General features: G+C 62.2%; 15 protein-coding genes. 8 read left to right on the top strand and 7 right to left on the bottom strand.

Annotated elements, in window-relative coordinates; translation table 11 throughout:
* Positions 1 to 49: 49 nt before the first annotated feature.
* The 3 genes from KGB28_RS11240 to KGB28_RS11230 all read left to right on the top strand — a co-directional run bounded on the left by KGB28_RS11240 (position 50) and on the right by KGB28_RS11230 (position 3,010).
* Positions 50 to 1,447, top strand: a complete 1,398-nt coding sequence (locus tag KGB28_RS11240; RefSeq protein ID WP_223445002.1) for an MFS transporter — start codon at positions 50 to 52, stop codon at positions 1,445 to 1,447.
* A 9-nt stretch (positions 1,448 to 1,456) separates the two neighbouring features.
* A complete protein-coding gene (locus tag KGB28_RS11235; protein ID WP_007984430.1) occupies positions 1,457 to 1,975 on the top strand; it encodes a single-stranded DNA-binding protein in 519 nt (172 codons plus the stop codon).
* A gap of 162 nt (positions 1,976 to 2,137) precedes the next feature.
* Positions 2,138 to 3,010, top strand: coding sequence for an AraC family transcriptional regulator (locus KGB28_RS11230; protein WP_223444999.1), 873 nt, complete (start codon positions 2,138 to 2,140; stop codon positions 3,008 to 3,010).
* A 30-nt stretch (positions 3,011 to 3,040) separates the two neighbouring features.
* Here the strand turns inward: KGB28_RS11230 and KGB28_RS11225 are convergent, their stop codons facing one another.
* Positions 3,041 to 3,541, bottom strand: coding sequence for a YkgB family protein (locus tag KGB28_RS11225; RefSeq protein WP_218431042.1), 501 nt, complete (start codon positions 3,539 to 3,541; stop codon positions 3,041 to 3,043).
* 35 nt (positions 3,542 to 3,576) lie between these two features.
* Here KGB28_RS11225 and KGB28_RS11220 point away from each other — a divergent pair, with 35 nt between their 5' ends.
* Positions 3,577 to 3,756, top strand: a complete 180-nt coding sequence (locus KGB28_RS11220) for a hypothetical protein (RefSeq protein WP_223444996.1) — start codon at positions 3,577 to 3,579, stop codon at positions 3,754 to 3,756.
* Positions 3,757 to 3,763: 7 nt separating this feature from the next.
* Here the strand turns inward: KGB28_RS11220 and KGB28_RS11215 are convergent, their stop codons facing one another.
* Positions 3,764 to 4,324, bottom strand: coding sequence for a cysteine hydrolase family protein (locus tag KGB28_RS11215; RefSeq protein ID WP_223444995.1), 561 nt, complete (start codon positions 4,322 to 4,324; stop codon positions 3,764 to 3,766).
* 101 nt (positions 4,325 to 4,425) lie between these two features.
* On the opposite strand from KGB28_RS11215, the gene KGB28_RS11210 reads away from it, so the two are divergent.
* The 3 genes from KGB28_RS11210 (at position 4,426) to KGB28_RS11200 (ending at position 7,576) form a co-directional block, all read left to right on the top strand.
* Positions 4,426 to 5,418 (top strand): GlxA family transcriptional regulator, encoded by a 993-nt coding sequence (locus KGB28_RS11210; RefSeq protein ID WP_223444993.1) that lies wholly within the window; start codon positions 4,426 to 4,428, stop codon positions 5,416 to 5,418.
* Between the two features lie 300 nt (positions 5,419 to 5,718).
* Positions 5,719 to 6,828 (top strand): DUF3182 family protein, encoded by a 1,110-nt coding sequence (locus tag KGB28_RS11205; RefSeq protein WP_223444991.1) that lies wholly within the window; start codon positions 5,719 to 5,721, stop codon positions 6,826 to 6,828.
* Entirely contained in the window at positions 6,818 to 7,576 is a 759-nt protein-coding gene (locus KGB28_RS11200) for an alpha/beta hydrolase family protein (protein ID WP_223444989.1), read from the top strand. The genes KGB28_RS11205 and KGB28_RS11200 overlap by 11 nt, the downstream gene beginning before the upstream one ends.
* A 153-nt stretch (positions 7,577 to 7,729) precedes the next feature.
* Here the strand turns inward: KGB28_RS11200 and KGB28_RS11195 are convergent, their stop codons facing one another.
* From KGB28_RS11195 to KGB28_RS11180, 4 genes are all read right to left on the bottom strand, one after another.
* Positions 7,730 to 8,716 (bottom strand): lysylphosphatidylglycerol synthase domain-containing protein, encoded by a 987-nt coding sequence (locus KGB28_RS11195; RefSeq protein WP_223444986.1) that lies wholly within the window; start codon positions 8,714 to 8,716, stop codon positions 7,730 to 7,732.
* Entirely contained in the window at positions 8,703 to 9,995 is a 1,293-nt protein-coding gene (gene clsB / locus KGB28_RS11190) for a cardiolipin synthase ClsB (protein ID WP_223444978.1), read from the bottom strand. The genes KGB28_RS11195 and clsB overlap by 14 nt, the downstream gene beginning before the upstream one ends.
* Complete coding sequence (locus tag KGB28_RS11185; protein WP_223445022.1) at positions 9,992 to 10,756, bottom strand: endonuclease/exonuclease/phosphatase family protein; 765 nt, start codon at positions 10,754 to 10,756, stop codon at positions 9,992 to 9,994. Before KGB28_RS11185 ends, clsB begins: the two co-directional genes overlap by 4 nt.
* A 163-nt stretch (positions 10,757 to 10,919) precedes the next feature.
* Complete coding sequence (locus KGB28_RS11180; protein WP_223444976.1) at positions 10,920 to 12,131, bottom strand: MFS transporter; 1,212 nt, start codon at positions 12,129 to 12,131, stop codon at positions 10,920 to 10,922.
* A 204-nt stretch (positions 12,132 to 12,335) separates the two neighbouring features.
* Between KGB28_RS11180 and KGB28_RS11175 the strand changes: the two genes are divergently transcribed.
* Positions 12,336 to 14,465 carry a mechanosensitive ion channel family protein gene (locus tag KGB28_RS11175; protein ID WP_223444974.1) on the top strand — a complete coding sequence of 710 codons (2,130 nt, stop codon included), beginning with the start codon at positions 12,336 to 12,338 and terminating at the stop codon, positions 14,463 to 14,465.
* A gap of 168 nt (positions 14,466 to 14,633) precedes the next feature.
* Here the strand turns inward: KGB28_RS11175 and KGB28_RS11170 are convergent, their stop codons facing one another.
* Positions 14,634 to 18,941, bottom strand: a complete 4,308-nt coding sequence (locus tag KGB28_RS11170; RefSeq protein ID WP_223444972.1) for a DEAD/DEAH box helicase — start codon at positions 18,939 to 18,941, stop codon at positions 14,634 to 14,636.
* Positions 18,942 to 19,126: the final 185 nt, after the last annotated feature.

Genomic DNA, 19,126 nt, shown 5'->3' with positions numbered 1-19,126 from the left:
CAATCGATGGGACTGGTAGAATCGCCGCCGGTTCACATGAGGTTTTTCCATGCACGATCCCCACAGCGAGCGCATGAGTGGCAGCGAGACCCGCGCGGCAAGCGGTCTGGCCCTGGTGTTCGCCTTCCGTATGCTTGGCATGTTCATGGTGTTGCCGGTACTGGCGACCTATGGGATGGATTTGGCGGGAGCGACCCCAGCCCTGATCGGGCTGGCGATTGGCGCTTATGGCCTGACCCAGGCGGTTTTCCAGATCCCGTTCGGTTTCATTTCCGACCGCATCGGTCGCCGTCCGGTGATTTACCTGGGGCTGATTGTCTTTGCCCTCGGCAGCGTGCTGGCGGCCAATGCCGATTCGATCTGGGGCGTGATCGCCGGGCGGATCCTGCAAGGCGCCGGGGCGATTTCCGCAGCGGTCATGGCGTTGCTGTCAGACCTCACGCGCGAGCAGCACCGGACCAAGGCGATGGCCATGATCGGCATGACGATTGGTCTGTCGTTCGCTGTCGCCATGGTCGTAGGACCGTTGCTGACCCGTGCTTTCGGCCTGTCCGGGTTGTTTTTCGCCACGGGCGGCATGGCGCTGCTCGGCATCTTGATCGTGATGTTCATGGTGCCGCGGTCCAACGGGCCGTTGCAGCATCGTGAGTCCGGCGTGGCGCGTCAGGCGCTGATGCCGACGCTCAAGCACCCAGACCTGCTGCGCCTGGACCTGGGCATTTTTGTCTTGCACGCCATGTTGATGTCGAGCTTCGTTGCCTTGCCGCTGGCCTTGGTGGAAAAAGCCGGCCTGCCCAAGGAGCAGCACTGGTGGGTATACCTGACCGCACTGCTGATTTCTTTCTTCGCCATGATCCCGTTCATTATCTACGGCGAGAAGAAACGCAAAATGAAACGAGTTTTACTCGGTGCCGTCGTGACGCTGATGCTCACTGAGCTATTCTTCTGGCAGTTCGGCGACAGCCTGCGGGCTCTGGTGATCGGTACGGTGGTGTTCTTCACCGCGTTCAATCTGCTGGAAGCTTCGTTGCCATCGCTGATCAGCAAGGTTTCACCGGCCGGCGGCAAGGGCACGGCAATGGGGGTTTATTCCACCAGCCAGTTCCTCGGGTCGGCATTGGGCGGCATTCTTGGCGGCTGGCTGTTCCAGCATGGCGGTCTGTCGGTTGTGTTCCTCGGATGCGCCAGTCTGGCTGCCCTCTGGCTGGCCTTTGCTGTTACCATGCGCGAACCTCCCTACGTCACGAGCCTGCGCTTGCCGTTGTCGCCCGAGGCGATCCGCGAAGCGGGTCTGGTCGAGCGCCTGAAGGCGGTCGTAGGGATAACAGATGCAGTCATCGTCGCAGAAGAGGCGGCGATTTACATCAAACTGGACACCGAACTATTGGATCGCACCACCCTTGAGCGCCTGGTGAACAACCCGGCCGGGGCAGCGTGCGTAGCCTAGGAGAACGTTATGGCCCGTGGGGTTAACAAAGTCATATTGGTCGGCACTTGCGGCCAGGATCCCGAAGTTCGCTACTTGCCTAACGGTAACGCCGTGACCAACCTGAGTCTGGCGACCAGCGAACAGTGGACCGACAAGCAAACCGGTCAGAAAGTCGAAAAGACCGAATGGCACCGTGTGTCGATGTTCGGCAAGGTTGCAGAAATCGCTGGCGAATACCTGCGTAAAGGTTCGCAGGTCTACATCGAAGGCAAGCTGCAGACCCGCGAGTGGGAAAAAGACGGTATCAAGCGTTACACCACTGAAATCGTGGTCGACATGCAAGGCACCATGCAACTGCTGGGCGGCCGTCCACAGGGCGACCAGCAGGGCCAGGGTGGTGGTAACAACTACCAGCAGTCCGCGCCGCGCCAGCAGGCTCCGCGTCCACAGCAGTCGGCACCGCAACAGTCGCGCCCGGCTCCACAGCAGGCAGCTCCTCAGCCGGCTCCGGATTTCGACAGCTTTGATGACGATATCCCGTTCTGATTCTTTCACCGAAGAATAGAACCTGAAAAAGCCCGGCCTCCCTATGGATGCCGGGCTTTTCGCATTTTTACCAGGGCTTTCCTTGCCGGGATCGAGGACCGTCCAGTCGCCAGCGCGCGGTGATACTCTGCTACTGGTCCAGACCTTGTGCAGAGTTGCCCTATGGATCGCCTGTCTACGTTGTTGTCACAGTTCGGCGTGCGCGCGAACCTGTTTTACAGCGGCATGCTTTGCGGCGTGGCGTCCTACGATGGCGCCGACCAGCGCGGTCATATTCACCTGTTGCAGGCCGGCTCTGTCACCTTGAAAGGCCCCGGAAGGAGTGAGTTGTTGCTCACTCGCCCCAGCCTGATTTTCCTGCCGCGCCCCAGCCGACATCAGCTCATCGCCAGTGACCCTGAAGGTGCCCAGCTGTTATGTGCGTCGATGCTGTTCGATGGTGGCGCCAGTAATCCGATATCTGCTTCGCTCCCCGATCTTCTGGTTTTGTCCCTGGATGAGCTGCCGTTGCTGGCCGACACCCTGAGATGGCTGTTCGGTGAAGCTGGCGCCGGGCATTGTGGCCGGGAGGCGGTGCTTGATCGTTTGTTCGAACTGTTGATCATCCTGCTGTTCCGGCATTTGCTCGACCACCAGCAGTTGAGCACTGGAATGATGGCCGGGTTGGCCGATGTGCGGCTGTCGCGCTCGTTGATTCAGATGCACAACCAACCTCAGCGGGCCTGGTCAGTGGCCGAGCTGGCGAATGAGTCGAACATGTCCCGCGCCGCTTATGCGGTGCATTTTCGCGCGGTCCTGGGACAAACACCGTTGGATTATCTTCTGAGCTGGCGCATCAGTCTGGCGCAGAAGCGCTTGCGGGAGGGGCGGCCGATTACGCTGATCGCCGATGAGGTGGGCTATGAAAGTCCGTCGGCCCTTGCCCGTGCGTTTCGCCGCAAGACCGGCTGCAGTCCACGGGACTGGATGAAATCCCTGGCCCTTGAGGGCCGCGTACTTGCTGGTGATGGCGATGACCTGAATGCATCGAGCTGATTCAGGCCATCGGCGGGTGAAGTTGTCAGCTCAAGGGGTTTCCAGTCGGGTCAGCGAATGGCCCGCCACGAACAGGGAGGCGGCAAGCAAGCCGATGTCCTTAAGCAGGAACTGGCCTGGCGCGACCGTAATGGCCGGGAAACCAAGGCCGGGCTCAATCACGCCGGGTGTCGAGAACATAAAACTCAAGGTGGTGAAAAATAACCCGGCCGACAAGGCGCCGCCGATCAAGGAAAGCTTTGGCGACAGCAGGCGACCTGCAATCAGTACGCCGATGGAAATCTCCAGGACACCGAGCAAACTGGAAAACAGATCGACGCTGAAAAGGTCATAGACCCAACCCAGGAAAGGGCTGTTGCTCACCAGTGGCACCAGCCCCTCTGCTTCATAGTGGGTAAATTTCATTCCGCCGAACCAGAAGTAGATAACGGCAAGGGCGAAGTAAATGCCGTAGGTCCCGATCGCCATGGTGGTGAGTCCGAGGGATGTTTTTTTCGACAGGCTGTCAGTGCTGATGTTCATGCTGTTCATTGTTCAGGCTTCCAGTGAGTTATCCAGAAAGTGGCATGGGTGAAAGCAACATCCCCCGCGTAGGCGTAGGGAGTGGAGTGATTGTTGGCTTTGGCATGACTTTCCGGGGTTCTGGCGGTATTGCGTTCGATGCAGATCGTCCAGACTCACTGGTAATAAAAAAGCCCATGGCATTTGAGGCCATGGGCTTTTTCATTTTTGCTGTCTCGTCCTGAATAAGGTTTACACCTTCTGGTTTCTTGTCAGGAACTCGTTGGTCGACACCGCGCTGGCATAGGCAAACGCCAGGGCCGCCATGAACGCCGCATGAACCTGCGCCGCCGGAACCGCTACGCCGTTGAACTCCAGGTCGCGGGTGGCGCAGGCGTCGTGGATCACGGTGACCGTATAGCCGAAATCCGCCGCTGCCCGGGTGATGCCGTCGACGCACATGTGGCTCATGCTGCCCACGACCACCAGTTCCTTGATGCCTTGCTCGTCGAGGATCGATTTCAGCTCGGTTTCGCGGAACGAGTTGACGAAGTGCTTGAGTACCACCGGTTCGTCGGCGCGGTTGAGCACTTTCGAGTGCAGCTTGGCGCCTTCGGAGTTCGGGGTGAAAAACGGTGCATCTTCGGAGGTGAATTCGTGGCGGATGTGCACCACCGAATCCCCTGCGTCGCGGAAGGCCTTGATCAGGCGGACGGCGTTGTCGGCGGCGGCGTCGGCACCGACCAGCGGCCACTTGCCTTGGGGGAAGTAGTCATTCTGGATATCGACTACGATGAGCGCTTGCTTGGCCATGACTGTTTCCTCGAAGTGTGTGTTGGTGTGGAATGAAGTATTGGCTCTGGCAGGCGATCCGAGGATTGGCCGCACCGACAATAGAAGGGGGAAAACTGACAATGGACGCAGAAAGGGCAATCGCCGAACTGGGTGTGCTGATCTATCCCGGTGCGCAGATGGCGGCGGTGCATGGCTTGACGGATTTGTTCGGGGTGGCGAACCGGATTGCCGCCGAACATCAGTCTGCGCAGTTGCCGCTGTTGCGGGTCAGCCATTGGCAGGTCGAAGGTGATCAGCCGCCGGTTCGGGTCTTCGACAGCCATCCCGGCCCGGAGCACGCCCTGGTGGCCGTGTTGATTCCGCCGTCGATCGGCGGCTTTTCCGAGGGCCAGGCGCCACAGGGATTGATCCGCTGGTTGCGTGAGCAACATGCCAACGGTGCGACACTGGGCGGGGTTTGCGTGGGTTCTATCCTGTTGGCCGAAAGTGGTCTGCTCGACGGTCGCAGCGCCACCACCCATTGGACCTCGGCCAAAGCCTTCGCTGAGTGTTATCCGGCGATCCGGCTCAAGGCCGATACGCCGATTGTCGATGACGGCGACCTGATCACCACCGCCGGGCTGATGGCCTGGTCCGAACTGGGTCTGCGCCTGGTCAACCGGCTGCTGGGGCCGAGCATCGCCACCAACACCGCGCGTTTTCTGGTGGTGGAACACAGCGACAGCGCCAGTGAGTGCGGCAGCAACTTTGCGCCGATCCTCAGCCACGGCGATGCGGCGATCCTCAAGGTGCAACACTGGCTGCAAAGCACCGGGGCGACCGATGTGTCGCTGGCGGCGATGGCCGAAAAGGCAGGGCTGGAAGAACGCACCTTCCTGCGCCGCTTCCGCGGGGCCACCGGGCTCAAACCCACGGAATACTGCCAGCATCTGCGAGTCGGCAAGGCCCGGGAAATGCTTGAGTTCACCAACGGCACCATCGATCACATCGCCTGGACCGTGGGGTATCAGGATCCCGGGGCGTTTCGTGCAACGTTCAGGAAAATCACCGGGTTGGCGCCGAGTGATTATCGGACGCGGTTCGGGGTGAGCCCTGGATCGGTTGCACGGTAGTCGCATCACCTCGATTCCCTGTGGGAGCGAGCTTGCTCGCGATGAGGGCATGACATTCAACATTGATGTGTCTGGAACACCGCTATCGCGAGCAAGCTCGCTCCCACAGGGTCGATTGTGTGGGCAGGAGTCGTGCAAAATGCCGGAATCCCGAAGGGCGTCGTGCAGAATAAAACAGGCCCCATGCCATCACCATCTGTGCAACGGGCTGATTTAAAACCCCTTTTCCCTCAACGGGCCTTGGCCTGATCTCTGCACCCCTTCAGCTACATTCATCAAGCGTCGATTGAAGGGGGATGCATGACCCCAGCAAACCGCAGGAAACTGGTGGTCGCCCATTCGGTGCTCGCCGACGCGCCAGTGCACGAAGTTGAAACCAACCGTGCACTGGCCCGCTGGCTGGCGCAGATTTTGGGGCTCAAGTACGGCGGCAGCTACGACCCGCAGTTGCATGGCGGGCGAGACCTCTACCTGTTGCCGACCCAGACCCTGGTGGGCGCTGCGGCTGCCCGGCAACTGGGGGTCAAGGGGCCGGAGGATTTGTGGGGCGGTTATGTCGACCACGACTTCATCTGCACCAAAGCCATCAGTCACGGATTGCTCAACCGCCACGCCCATGCGCCGCCAGGCTGGGCGCCGTTGTTTTCCGAGCGGGTGCGCGGCGTGGTGCTCGACGGTCTCAGCGTGTTCTCCCTGAAGGATGCGCGCCCGGCGGCGGAACATCTGTTGTACACCGGGCCGATCCGCCTGAAACCGATTCATGCCTGTGCCGGACGTGGTCAGGAAGTGATCAAGAGCCTCGACGAGTTCGATGAACTGCTTGCCCAGCCCGAGGCTGAGGCGATGTTCACCGAAGGCGTGGTGCTCGAACAGGACCTGGACCAGGTGATCACCCACAGCGTCGGCCAGAGTCGTATCGGCGGCAAGGTACTCAGTTATTGCGGGGATCAATACTTGACCGAGGACGCTCAGGGTGAACAGGTGTATGGCGGGTCCAACCTGCTGGTGGTGCCGGGCGGCTATGACGAATTGTTGAAGCTGGATCTGCCGGAGGACGTGCGCCTGGCGATCCACCAGGCACAGGTGTTCGACAGCGCGGCGGATGAAGCCTACCCAGGTTTCTATGCCTCGCGGCGCAACTACGACATCGCCCAGGGTGTCGGCAGCGACGGCCGGCCACGCAGCGGTGTGCTCGAACAGTCCTGGCGCATGGGCGGAGCCAGCAGCGCCGAAGTGGCGGCGTTGCAGAGTTTCGTCAACGATCCGGGAATGTGCGCAATTCGTGTGTCTTCGGTGGAAACCTACATCGATCAGCTGCTGCCGGCGGACGCCATCGAGGTGTACCGCGGGCCGGCGCAGTCCAGTGACTTTCTCCTCAAGTACGTGACGGTTAAATCCTATGACGGCTAGAAGCGAATCCATTCAGATCGACATCGACGACGAACAGATGAGCGGGACCTTCCTGAGCCCCAAATCGAAAGTCCCCGGCGTGCTCTTTGTGCACGGTTGGGGCGGCAGCCAGGAGCGGGACCTGGAACGCGCCAAGGGCATCGCCGGGTTGGGTTGTGTGTGCCTGACCTTCGACCTGCGCGGGCACACCGGTGGCACTGGCATCCCATTGACCCGGGTAACCCGGGAAGACAATTTGCGCGACTTGCTGGCGGCCTATGACCGCTTGCTCGCGCACCCGGCCCTCGATACCTCGGCGATTGCCGTGGTTGGCACTAGCTACGGGGGCTATCTGGCCTCGATCCTGACCTCGCTCAGGCCGGTGCGCTGGCTGGCGCTGCGGGTGCCGGCGCTGTATCGCGACGAGCAATGGCACGCGCCGAAACGCGACCTGGACAAGCTGGATCTGCGTGATTACCGAAGCACCCTGGTGCGTGCCGACAGCAATCGTGCCTTGCATGCCTGCTCGCAATTCACCGGGGATGTCCTGTTGGTGCAGTCGGAGACCGACGACTACGTGCCCCATTCGACGATCATGAGTTACCGCGCGGCGTGCCAGCAGACTCACTCGCTGACCCATCGAATCATCGATGGTGCCGACCACGCGCTGAGCGACCCGGTTTCGCAGCAGGCCTACACCTCGATCCTTGTCGGCTGGATTACCGAGATGGTGGTGGGGGAACGGTTGAGCATTATTCAATCCCAGTGATTTGCGCTGTGCTTGCGGACGCCTTCGCGGGTAAGTCGGATCGCCGCACCGCCGCTCCCACATGGATCGAGGGTGTACATAGAGTCTGCATCCACCAACAGACCCTGTGAGAGCGGGCTTGCTCGCGAAGGCGTCTTCACAGCCAGCACAAAATCACTTGGGTTTTTTCTCTATCCGCAACGCCTTGGCCTTGGCCTCCACCAGCAAATACATCACCAGGGCAATCAACAACGGCAGGATGAAATAAATCGCCCGATAGGCCAGCAGTCCCGCCACCAGGCTGCCCCGCGAAGCCTCGTGTTGCAGCAGCGCCACAAACACGGCTTCCAGTACCCCGAGCCCGGCCGGGATGTGAGTGATGACCCCGGCGATGGCACTGATCAACAGCACGCCCAATACCAGTGGATAATCCAGTTTGCTCGGCAGCAAGGTGAAAATCACCGCCGCCATCAGCGACCAATTCAGGGCACCGAGCGCCAGTTGCAGCACCGCCATGCGCAGCGACGGCAAGTCAATCTCGACGCCGCGAATCACCCACTCCCGACGTTTGGCAAACCGGCACGCCGCCAGGTATCCGGCGCTCAGCAGCAACAACAAAACCCCCACGCCCTGCAGCGCGCTACTGTTGAGTTTCCAGCCCGGCGGCATGCGCACCAGCCCGCTGCTGAAAACGGCGCCGGCAATCACCATGTACCCAAACCAGTTGGTCGCCAGGCTCAGGCCGAGGATTTTCGCGATATTGCTCTTGCTGACCCCGAGCCGCGAATACAACCGGTAACGCATGGCGATACCGCCGACCCAGGCGCTCAGATTCAGGTTGAAGGCGTAGCTGATGATCCCTACAGGCAGGATCTGCTTCCAGGTCAGGTTCTGGCGGATGTAGGTGCGGCCGATCAGGTCGAAGCAGGCGTACACCAGAAAACTCACCAGGGTCAGCCCCGACGCAATGATCAGTGTGCGCACCTTGAAATCGGTCAGGTTATCGAACACTTCGCTCCATTCGAGGCGCTGGGCGAGCATCGTGAACAGCACGATCAGCATCAGGAAAAACAGCATCGTCAGCGGTCGTTTCCAGCGGCTCCAGTGCGACTTGCCGGGGCTTTTGGCGTGAGTTGCCGTGTCGGGCTCAGCGCGGTTCATGGTCAGCGCTCCCGGTCGGAGGGGGGAAGGGTTTCAGGCGAGGTTTATGCGCCGGCAACCAACCGGCCCACGCCGGGAAATGCCGCAGGAAGTGAAACACCAGAAAACCGATGGTCATGTGCCAGACACGTCCGCGTGGCGCGATGTCGGGAGACATGACCTTGCAATGGTTGTCGCTGAGGTCTTCCAGGCGATCGAACAGATGACGATTGAAGCCTCGGTCACGGATCAGCACGTTGGCTTCCAGATTCATCGACAGGCTCAACGGGTCGAGGTTGCTCGAGCCAACGGTGCTCCAGTCTTCATCCACCAGCGCGACCTTGCCGTGCAGCGGGCGGTCGCAATATTCGTAGATCTTCACCCCGGACTTGAGCAAGTAATCGTAGGTCATGCGCGCCGCGAGCCTGGCCACTCGCATGTCTGGCTGGCCCTGCAGGATCAGCCGCACATCCACGCCTCGGCGGGCCGCGTTGCGGATCTCGCGCAGCAAACGGAAACCGGGAAAGAAGTAGGCGTTGGCGATCACCACCCGGCGCTGCGCCTGGCGCAATACCTGGCGGTAAACCTCCTCGATGTCGGTCTGGTGTTCCCCGTTGTCGCGGTACACCAGCCGCACCTGGCCATCGTGATCGCTGAAGGCCAGTTCCGAACGTCGCTGCCGACGGCGGCGCCACCAGTATTTGGCGTGCGCCGGGCGACCGCATTGCAGCAGGGCAAAGTGATGGATATCGGCAACGGCCGGACCCTGAACTTCTACGGAATAATCCTGTTTGGCCTCGGGGCCGAAGTCGGCCAGATGATCGGCGGAAAAGTTGATCCCGCCGACGAACGCCACGGTGCCATCCACCACCACAATCTTGCGGTGCAGGCGCCGGAACCAGTTGGTGCGGATGCCCAGGCGTTTCGGAGCCGGGTCGAATATTTGCAGGTGCACGCCGGCGGCGGTCAGGGCGGTGAGGAACCCGGTACTCAGTTCGCCGCAGCCAAAGCCGTCGAGGCTGACGGTAGTACGCACGCCGCGTTGAGCGGCTTCGATCAGGATCTGTTGCAACTCGTTGCCGACCTTGTCCTCGAACAGAATGAAGGTTTCCAGCAGGATTTCACTTTGCGCCCGGCGCAGGGCTTCAAACACCCGGGGAAAGTACGCCTCGCCGTTTTCCAGCAACTCGACCCGATTGCTGCCTTGCCAGCCGTATTCGACATCGACCGCAGTCGGCTCGCGGGAGGGCGGAGCGGGGATGTGTTCCAGCGTGGTTTTTTCCATCGAGTGGCTGCTCATAGCTCGATCTCCACCGACAGCGGGACGTGGTCGGAAAGGTGTGACCAGGGCCGGGAGGTCAGCACTTGCGGATGGCTGGCCTTGAGGTTGCGTACGTAGATGCGGTCCAGGCGCAAAGCCGGCAAGCGCGCGGGGAAACTGCGCGCCGGTTTGCCATGGTGCGCGGCGAAGACTTCGCGCAAACCGCAGGGCTTGAGCAATGCATCGGCGCGCTGGCGCCAATCGTTGAAGTCCCCGGCGACAATCACCGGGGCATCGCCCGGCAGGGCGTCCAGGCGTTGGGCGAGCAACTTCAGTTGCGCTGTGCGGTGGGTTTCGCGCAGCCCCAGGTGCACGCAAATCGCATGCACTTCCTGGCCATCACCGGGCATGCGCAACACGCAATGCAGAATTCCGCGGTTCTCGTGGCCGCTGATGGACACGTCGAGGTTGTCGTGGCGGATGATCTGGAACTTCGACAACAGCGCATTGCCGTGATCGCCCGCCGGATACACCGCATTGCGGCCATAGGCGAACTGCGGCCACAGGCTGTCGGCGAGGAATTCGTATTGCGGCATCGCCGGCCAGTTGGTGTAGCGCCTGGGATGCTGCTCGTGGGTACCGTGGACTTCCTGCAAAAACACCACATCGGCAGACACACTGCGCACCGCTTCACGCAGTTCCGGCAGGATGAAGCGCCGGTTGAGCGCGGTGAAACCTTTATGGGTGTTGACCGTCAGCACCGTGAAACGACAAGTGACGGACGAACCCTGTACCCGCATTTCGGTTGCGTTTGAGTGTGCGGGAATATCGGTGTGATTCGCTGTCATGTCGTCTCCCGCCTGACGGCTCCTGTCTTTGGATGACCCTGGGGCGGCGGCGAAAGTTTCGATGGGGCGGCGGACGGTACCTTTCTACAGAACACCGCCGCTCCCACAGTGGGTATCAGTGGCCTGTGATAATGCGGGCAGAACCCTCAGCGTGTTCGGCATAGACCGGGCCGAGGCGATCAAGACGCCCACTCCAGGCGGTCAGTGCCAGCGCCACCAACACCACCAGACCACCGATCCACGCGGTGTGAATCAAGCCCATGTGGGCGACGATCAGGCCACCGCCCCACGCGCCACCGGCAATGCCGAGGTTGAACGCCGCGATGTTCAGGCCGGACGCCACGTCCACGGCCTGCGGGGTGTGATGCTCGGCCTGGCGCACCACATACACCTGCAGCCCCGGCACATTGCCGAACGCCACCGCACCCCAGACCAGCACGGTGGCCAGCGCCAGCCAAGGATTACCGGCGGTGAAAGTCAGCACGAACAACACAACGGCGAGCAGGGCAAAGATGATTTTCAGGGCGCTGATCGGGCCGCGCTTGTCCGCCAGTTTGCCGCCCCAGATGTTGCCGACGGCCACGGAGATGCCGTAGACCAGCAACACCAGGCTAACGGTGCCGGCGCTGAAGCCGGAGAGGTCCTGAAGAATCGGTGCGAGGAAGGTAAAGGCAATGAACGAGCCTCCGTAGCCGACGGCCGTCATGGCATACACCAGCAACAGGCGCGGTTGCTTGAGCACCTGCAGTTGCTGCAACAACGAGGCGGGTTTGCTGTGGGCGATATTTTTCGGCACGTAGAGCAGGCTGCCGATGAAGGCGATCACGCCCAGTGCGGAAACGGCGAGGAAGGTTTCACGCCAGCCGAAATGCTGGCCGATGAATGTCCCCAGCGGCACGCCGGTGACCAACGCCACGGTCAGGCCGGTGAACATGATGGCAATCGCGCTGGCGGCTTTTTCCTTCGGCACTAGACTGGTGGCGATGGTCGAGCCGATCGAGAAAAACACCCCGTGGGCCAGACCTGTGACGATCCGCGCGAGGATCAACGACTCGTAGCTCGGTGCTTGCCACGCCAGCAGATTGCCGAGGGTGAACAGCACCATCAGCGACAACAGCAGCAATTTGCGTGGAACCTTGCCGGTGAGGGCGGTCAGCACCGGGGCGCCGACGGCAACGCCTAGGGCATACAGGCTGACCAACAGCCCGGCGGATGGCAGACTGACGCCGAGGTCGGCGCCAATGGTGGGTAACAGGCCAACGATGACGAACTCGGTCGTCCCGATGGCAAAAGCGCTGAGGGTCAGCGCGAGCAAGGCAATGGGCATGGCTGCAACTCCGGAGGTTGATTCGATGGAGCGCAGTGTCGGGATTTGGCTCGTTCAGAAAAATACAGGGATGGACATTTGATATTTGCCTTGGGCGCAAAGATCGCGAGCGCGGGTGTTAGTCTGTGGCGAGGGGGCCATATCCGAACTTGCCCGGCATTTCTCGATCAGTTCCATACAGACACAAACAAAGGAGCGGGTGCTTTGATCAGGCTCAAGACCGCGATACTGCTGGGAGCGTTGCTGTTTGTGGGCAGCGAGCAACTGGAAGCCGCCGCGATACCGGGGCTGCCGGCCAGCGCGAATGCTGCGACGCCGCTGGCCCACCCCGAACCGCTGGTGCAAGGCGGATTATTGGGGGCCATCAGTTCGAGCATCGACGAGGTCCAGACCAAACTCGATCTCAACGAAAACCTCGTCGACGTCTGGCGCCTGCGTGCCGACCGCGCGGCCGATGAAGTGGATCAGTTGGTCAATCAGCCATCGGCCCGTTCGCCTTGGAGCGTCGCCAGCGATTTCCTGCTGCTGACCTGCGTGTGGGCGGTGGTGTTTGCCTGTCTTTGGCTGCTTGGGCGGATGGCCGCCAGGCGCCTCTGCGAGCATCGTCTGCTGCTCAGTCGTGAACGAGGCCAGGCGTTGCTCGGTTACGTGCTGCCCTACACCCTTGCGGCGGTGATCAGTCTGCCGTTGACTATTTATGCCAGTCAGTTTTTGCCGATATCGGCGGGACGGGCGCTGGCGCTGTGTCTGGCCTATGCCGCCAGCGCGGGGATCTTTGCCGCGTCATTGGTGCTGTCGCTGGTAGTGGTGTTCAATACCGGGCACAAGCGGCGGGCGGTGCAGATCATCCGCGAGAAGAGTCCCCGACCGTTGTTCGTTATCGGCTTTCTGGTGGCCTTGAGCGACGCCCTGACCAGCCCGCAGATCGCCCATCAACTGGGCAACAATCTCACCAGCAGCATCGCCGTGTTCACCGGGTTGGCAGCGTCGATGTCCTTCGGCTTGCTGGTCATCCGCATGCGCCGCCCGGTCGCCCATGTGATCCGTATTTTGCCGCTGGCCCAGCGCCTCAGGCAGCCGGCGCTGCGTGAAACCCTGCGGATATTTTCCGGGCTCTGGTATTGGCCGATTCTGTTGATGGTACTGGTTTCGATCATCAACCTGATCGGCGCCGGGGCGGACAACCAGAGAGTGCTGCGCAGCGCCTTGTTCACCACAGTGTTGCTGATTGCCACGGTGTTTCTCAGCACCACGCTGCATCATCTGTTCAAGGCCCGCAGCGAAGCGGACCTGCGCCGCAGCAGCGCCTACAAGGAACGCTTTCTCAATTTGTCCCACGCCTTGCTGCGTATCGGCATGGCCATCGTGTTCATCGATATCCTCGGGCGGATCTGGGGCGTGTCGCTGTTCGAATTCGCAGTGACCAATGCCGTGGGCCGGGCGATCAGTGATTCCCTGGGCCACATCGGTTTGATCCTGCTGGTGACCTGGATGGTCTGGGTGGTGCTCGACACGGCGATTCAGGAAGCCCTGAAACCGCCGACCAACAAGCGCTCGGCGCGCCAGCCGAGTACGCGGGTGAAAACCATCCTGCCGCTGCTGCGCAACGCGATCAAAATCATCCTGGTGGTGATTTGCGCGATCACCACCATGGCCAACCTGGGGATCAACGTCGCGCCGTTCCTGGCCGGTGCCGGGGTCATCGGCCTGGCGATCGGTTTCGGCTCCCAGCAACTGGTGCAGGATGTGATCACCGGGCTGTTCATCATCATCGAAGACACCCTGTCCATCGGTGACTGGGTGGTGCTCGATTCCGGGCATGCCGGCACGGTCGAAGGCCTGACCATCCGCACCTTGCGCCTGCGCGACGGCAAGGGCTTCGTGCACTCGGTGCCGTTCGGGCAGATCAAGGCCGTGACCAACCAATCGCGGCAATTCGCCTATGCGTTTTTCTCGGTGCAATTCACCTACGACACCGATGTCGACAAGGCCATCGAACTGATCCGCGAGGCCGGGCATTCCATCAGCAACGACCCGTTCCTGCGTTACAACCTGCAAGGGCCGCTGGATGTGTTTGGCGTCGACAAGATGGATCTCAACGGTGTGGTGCTGACCGCGCAATTTCGCACGGTGTCCGGTGGTCAATACGCGGTGAGCCGGGCCTTCAACCAGCGTTTGAAAAAGCTTGTGGATAACTGCCCGTGGGTGAACTTCGCGCAGACTTATCCACAGCAGGCGCTGGTGCCGAGGCATCCGGTCGACGCGCCAGCCGACGCAGGGCATGAGCCGGACCATTCGGCGGTGCTGATGCCGGATCGGCCGCGGTCTCAGTAGAAGGTTTTGTCCTGAGGTTCTTTATTGGCTGTGATGGCCTCTTCGCGGGCAAGTCGGATCGCCGCACCGCCGCTCCCACAGGGTTTTGTGTTGGAACACCAATCTGTGTCCGGACATAGATCCAATGTGGGAGCGGGCTTGCTCGCGAAGGCGCCAGACAAGACACCTTCAGTGCCGGATCAGTTTGTTGTGCACTTCGGCACGGAGTTGCTGATCCAGCTCCCCCCAGAACTGCTGCTTGCCAGCAATCTCGGCAGCCACCGACAATCCATCGCGATACACCAAGCGATTGCTCGCCAGTGCCGGGACTTTCGTGCCGGGCAATAGCGTGCCGGCGAGGTTCAGCGGATCAACCCCGCACACCGCGACCAGGCCGCCGTCATGGGGCCGACGTCGCACCTCCCGCAGCAATGGAATCGCCTCGGGCAGGGCGAATTGCTCGCCCGCCAGGCCACTGACAAACCGCCCGCCGCGAATCTCGCCGCGTGCCTCCAGGCGATGGAAAGTGCGCAGCAGTTCGCGCCAGTTCGGCAACCAGTCCGCCTCACGCTCCAGCAAGCGCCAGAACACCACGCCGTAGCGGCGCAGCAAGGTCATGGCGATGTGTTCAAGGGTTTCGGCAGACGTCCGCTGGTTTTGCACCACCGGCGCGGCCGGTGCGCGTCGCAACAGGGCCCAGCGCCCGGCGTCGTCCATGCCACCGATGAATGCCCCACGTCCACGCCGACTGTTGCGTGGCTGGCGCTTGCTGGCCGGGGTGATCAGTGCGCGCAATCCGGCGAAGCTGTCGGCGTTCACCAACCCCGCGCCCACCAGTTCCTGCAGGGCGATTTCCAGCTCCGAACGCAGCAGGTGGGCCTCATGGATCAGCTCATCGAAAAACAGCGCGCCATGCTGGCTGAGGGCGGCGTGGACCTTTTGCGTTTTCGGCGAGAGTTCGCTGACCGGCGTCTGTTCGGTCAAGCCACTCCAGAGGCCGACCCGGTTGCGCGGCAGCAACACAATCGGCGTGCTGCGCAGCGCGGTGCTGGCGCTTTTGTTGTGCGCAGTCAGACGCGTCCACACCAGTCTGCCGCTGCGGCACAGTTCATCGAGCCAGGTCGCCGAGTAGTCCTTGATCCGCGCTGGCAGAATGTCGCTGTCCCAGGCTGAAGCGGCGGCGGGGTAGCCTTCGAATTGCGCAATAACGGCCGGCAAAACCGCCGCACCCTGACCCTGGCTTGCGCTCGACACATGCTGCCAGTCGAACAGGAATCGCATGAAATCCTGCAACGCCACCGGTTCGATTTCCCGGCGCAGGCGCTTGACCGTATAGCGGTGAATCCGCGCCAGCAAATGCCGCTCGCACCATTCCTCCTGAGCAGTGCCCGGGGTGAAGCGGCCGCGCAGCACGTAGCCTTCGCGTTCCAGTTGCGCCAGGGCCTGGTTGACCTGTGCAGCGGGCAATCCGAGCGGTTCGGCAATACGATCGAGCGCCAGCGGCCCGAAGGCGCTGAGCCGCGCGCGGATCAGTTCGAGGATGGCGTCGTCGGCTTCCCAGACCTCGTCGAAGTCCGGCAACGCTTGCAGCGATGGTATCAATTCGGCCTGTGGATAAATCGCCCGCAGGCAGGTCAGGCGTTCCAGTGCCAGCCACAGCGATTGCCCGGCGTTGATCCGCAAACGGCTCGCGCGTCCACTGTCGGCCAGGGTCGTGAGCCAGTCGAGCCACTGCAGATTGGCGCCGGCCTCGGCATCGGTGATGCACGCCAGGCTCATCAAGGCCTCGTGCATTTCATCGACAGCGGAGGGCGCTGGCCAGGCTTCGTCGCGCACGGCGGCAATCGCCTCGGCGTCCAGCGCACCGAGATCGTCGGTGGATTGCGGGTCGCTCCAGCGCCGATTGAGCACGGCTTGGGTTCGACGCTCCTCCAGTGGCGCATCGTCGAGAAAGGTGTAGGGCCGGGCGCTGAGAATCTCCGCCGCCAGCGGCGAGGGCGCGGGCAAGTCGCGGCTGATCAGGCGAATGTCGCCGCGTTCCATGCGCCGCAACAAGGCCAGCCAGCCTTGGCTGTCCATGGCGTCGTGCAGGCAATCGTCGAGGGTTTGTTCTACCAGCGGATGGTCGGGTATCTCCCGTTCGCCGGCGAGGTTTTCCACGCAGGCGATCTGATCGGGAAACACACTGGCGATCAGGTCTTCGCTTTTCATCCGCTGGATCTGCGGCGGGACTTTGCGCCCGCCGCTGTAGCGCGGCAGGGCCAGGGCCACGCCGGCATTCCAGCGCCAGCGCACGCCGAACAGCGGTGCGTCGAGCACGGCTTGAATCAGGATGTGTTCGGCACTGTTGCTGTGCAGGTAGCGCCAGACGTCGTCCAGTTCAAAGCTGTGGCTGGTGGACAGCGACAGCACGATGGCGTCTTCGCTGGCGGCGGCCTGCAATTCGAAGTTGAAGGTGCGACAGAAACGCTTGCGCAGGGCCAGGCCCCAGGCGCGGTTGATGCGGCTGCCGAACGGCGTGTGAATGACCAGTTGGGTGCCGCCGGACTCGTCGAAAAAACGTTCCATCAGCAGCGTGTCTTGGGACGGCAGGGCACCCAGTGTTTGCCGCGCACGGGCCAGGTAGTCCACCAATTGTTCTGCACTGGCGAGGTTCAGGCCCAGGGTCTCGGTCAGCCAGTCGAGCGCTGGTTGCAAGTTGCCTGGCGCAGTACCCAGCAGGTCGTCGAGTTGTGCCTGCAAGCGCGCCACCGCCGAGGACAATTCGGCGCTGCGCCCAGGCGCTTCACCGAGCCAGAACGGAATGGTCGGTGGCTGGCCCTGGGCGTCCTCGACCCGGACTTTGCCGGTTTCCACCCGCAGGATCCGATAGGACGTGTTGCCCAACTGGAAGACATCCCCGGCAATGCTTTCCACCGCGAAGTCTTCGTTGATGGTGCCGATGTTCAGCCCTTGAGGCTCCAGCAGCACGCTGTAGTCGGCGTTGTCCGGAATGGTCCCGCCACTGGTCACCGCCGTCAGTTTCGCGCCCCGGCGGCTACGCAGGGTGCGGCTCACGGCATCGCGGTGCAGGTAGGCGCTACGGATGCCCTGACGGCCGTTGTAACCCTCGGCGAGCATGTGCAGCAGCGCCTGATAGTGTTTGTCGTCGAGTGCGGCGTAGGGCGAGGCGCGGCGCAGCATCTCCAGCAGCGCTTGCTCCGGCCATTCCTGACAACTGACCTCGGCGATGATCTGCTGCGCCAGCACGTCCAGCGGCGCTTGCGGGATCAGCAAGGTATCGAGTTCGCCCCGGCGCACACAGTCGAGCAGCGCGGCGCATTCGATCAGGTCATCGCGGGTGGTGGCGAACAAACGGCCCTTGGGCGTGCCGCCGACCTGGTGCCCGGAGCGGCCGACCCGTTGCAGAAATCCGGCAATCGAGCGTGGCGAGGCGATCTGGCACACCAGATCGACGTCGCCGATGTCGATCCCCAGTTCCAGCGACGCTGTGGCGATCAGCACTTGCAGGTCGCCGCGCTTGAGCCGCTGCTCGGCATCCAGGCGAAACTCCTTGGCCAGACTGCCGTGGTGGGCTGCCACGGCATCCTTGCCCAGGCGCTCGCTCAGGTGCCGACTCAAGCGTTCGGCCAAGCGCCGGGTGTTGACGAAAATCAGCGTGGTCCGGTGCTCCCGGGCGAGGGCGGCGAGGCGGTCGTACACCAGTTCCCAGACATCGTTGGCCATCACGGCCGATAGCGGCACGGGCGGCACTTCGATGTCGAGGTCGCGGGGGCGGGCGTGGCCGATGTCGACGATCTCGCACGGGCGATCGCGGCCCACCAGAAAACGCGAGACTGCCTCGATGGGTTTTTGCGTGGCCGACAGACCGATGCGCAGCAGCGGCTCCGGGCAGAGTGCTTGCAGGCGTTCAAGACTCAGTGCCAGGTGGCTGCCGCGCTTGCTGGCGGCCATGGCGTGGATCTCGTCGACGATCACCGTTTGTGCGGTACCGAGCATCTGCCGGCCCGAGTCGGAACCGAGCAGCACATACAGGGATTCCGGCGTGGTCACCAGAATGTGCGGCGCCGTTTTGCGCATTGCCGATCGGTCTTTTTGCGGTGTATCGCCGGTGCGCACGGCGGTGCTGATCTGCAATTCGGGCAGGCCCATCACGCGCAATTGCTCGGTAATGCCGGCCAGCGGGTTTTGCAGGTTGATCTGGATGTCGTTGGACAGCGCCTTGAGCGGCGAGACGTAGACCACCAGCGTGGCGTCGGGCAAGCCTTCGGGGCTTTCCAGGCCACGGTGCACCAGGTCGTCGATGACGGCGAGAAAGGCGGTGAGGGTCTTGCCGGAACCGGTGGGTGCGGCGACCAGGGTCGAGCGACGCTGGCGGATCAACGGCCACGCCCGGGCCTGGGCGGCGGTGACCGACGGGAACGTGTGGCCGAACCAGGCGCTGACGGCAGGGTGGAAGCCGCTCAGGGCACTGTCTGCGGGGATGGGCAGGTTCATGCAGCAATTTATGCGGGTGGGGGGCGCAAGATGCAAGTACCACTCAAGATCTTCACCGCCTTTCAGGGCCCTATCGCGAGCAAGCTCGCTCCCACAGGGGGGCGGTGTACACAAAAGCATTGTGGGAGCGAGCTTGCTCGCGATGAGGCCAGTCCAGGCACCGCAAAAGTCGGACATCTACACTT

The organism is Pseudomonas sp. BF-R-19 (assembly GCF_019956445.1).
GTDB classification, from domain to species: domain Bacteria; phylum Pseudomonadota; class Gammaproteobacteria; order Pseudomonadales; family Pseudomonadaceae; genus Aquipseudomonas; species Aquipseudomonas fluorescens_BH.
This window is presented reverse-complemented; position numbering and strand designations above follow the sequence as displayed.